General features: G+C 63.4%; 1 protein-coding gene. It reads left to right on the top strand.

Features of this window, described 5'->3' with window-relative positions; all coding sequences use genetic code 11:
* Positions 1-557 (top strand): malic enzyme-like NAD(P)-binding protein (locus tag ACNA7R_RS20610; protein WP_416285396.1); only part of this gene is annotated, 557 nt, incomplete at both ends.

The following is a 557-nucleotide window of genomic DNA, read 5'->3' as shown; positions in this document are numbered from 1 at the left end:
GGGATCGACGTCTTCGACATCGAGCTCAACTCCCATGACCCGGAGGAAGTGATCCGGGCCTGCCAGCTGCTGGAGCCCACCTTCGGGGGGATCAATTTGGAGGACATCAAGGCTCCGGAGTGCTTCCATATCGAGCAGGTGCTCAAGGAGACCATGGACATCCCGGTCTTCCACGACGACCAGCACGGGACGGCCATCATCGGGGCCGCCGGGCTGGTGAACGCCCTGGAGCTGGTAGGGAAGAAGATCGAGGAAGTGCGGGTCGTGTTCAGCGGAGCCGGAGCGTCGGCCCTTTCCTCGGCCCGGCATTTCATGCGCCTGGGCGTCCGCCACGAGAACATGATGATGGTGGACTCCAAGGGGGTGATCTACAAAGGTCGCACCGAGGGCATGAACGAGTACAAGGAGGAGTGGGCCGTCGAGACGGATTGCCGGACCCTGGACGATGCCATGGAGGGAGCCGACGTGTTCGTGGGCCTATCCGTGGCGGGCATGGTGTCGAAGGACATGGTCCGCTCCATGGCGGAGAACCCCGTCATCTTCGCCCTCGCCAACCC

It is taken from the genome of Natronococcus sp. (assembly GCF_047921035.1).
Lineage (GTDB): Archaea > Halobacteriota > Halobacteria > Halobacteriales > Natrialbaceae > Natronococcus.
Note: the sequence above shows the minus strand (reverse complement) of the source record. Positions and strands in the feature narration are given on the sequence as shown.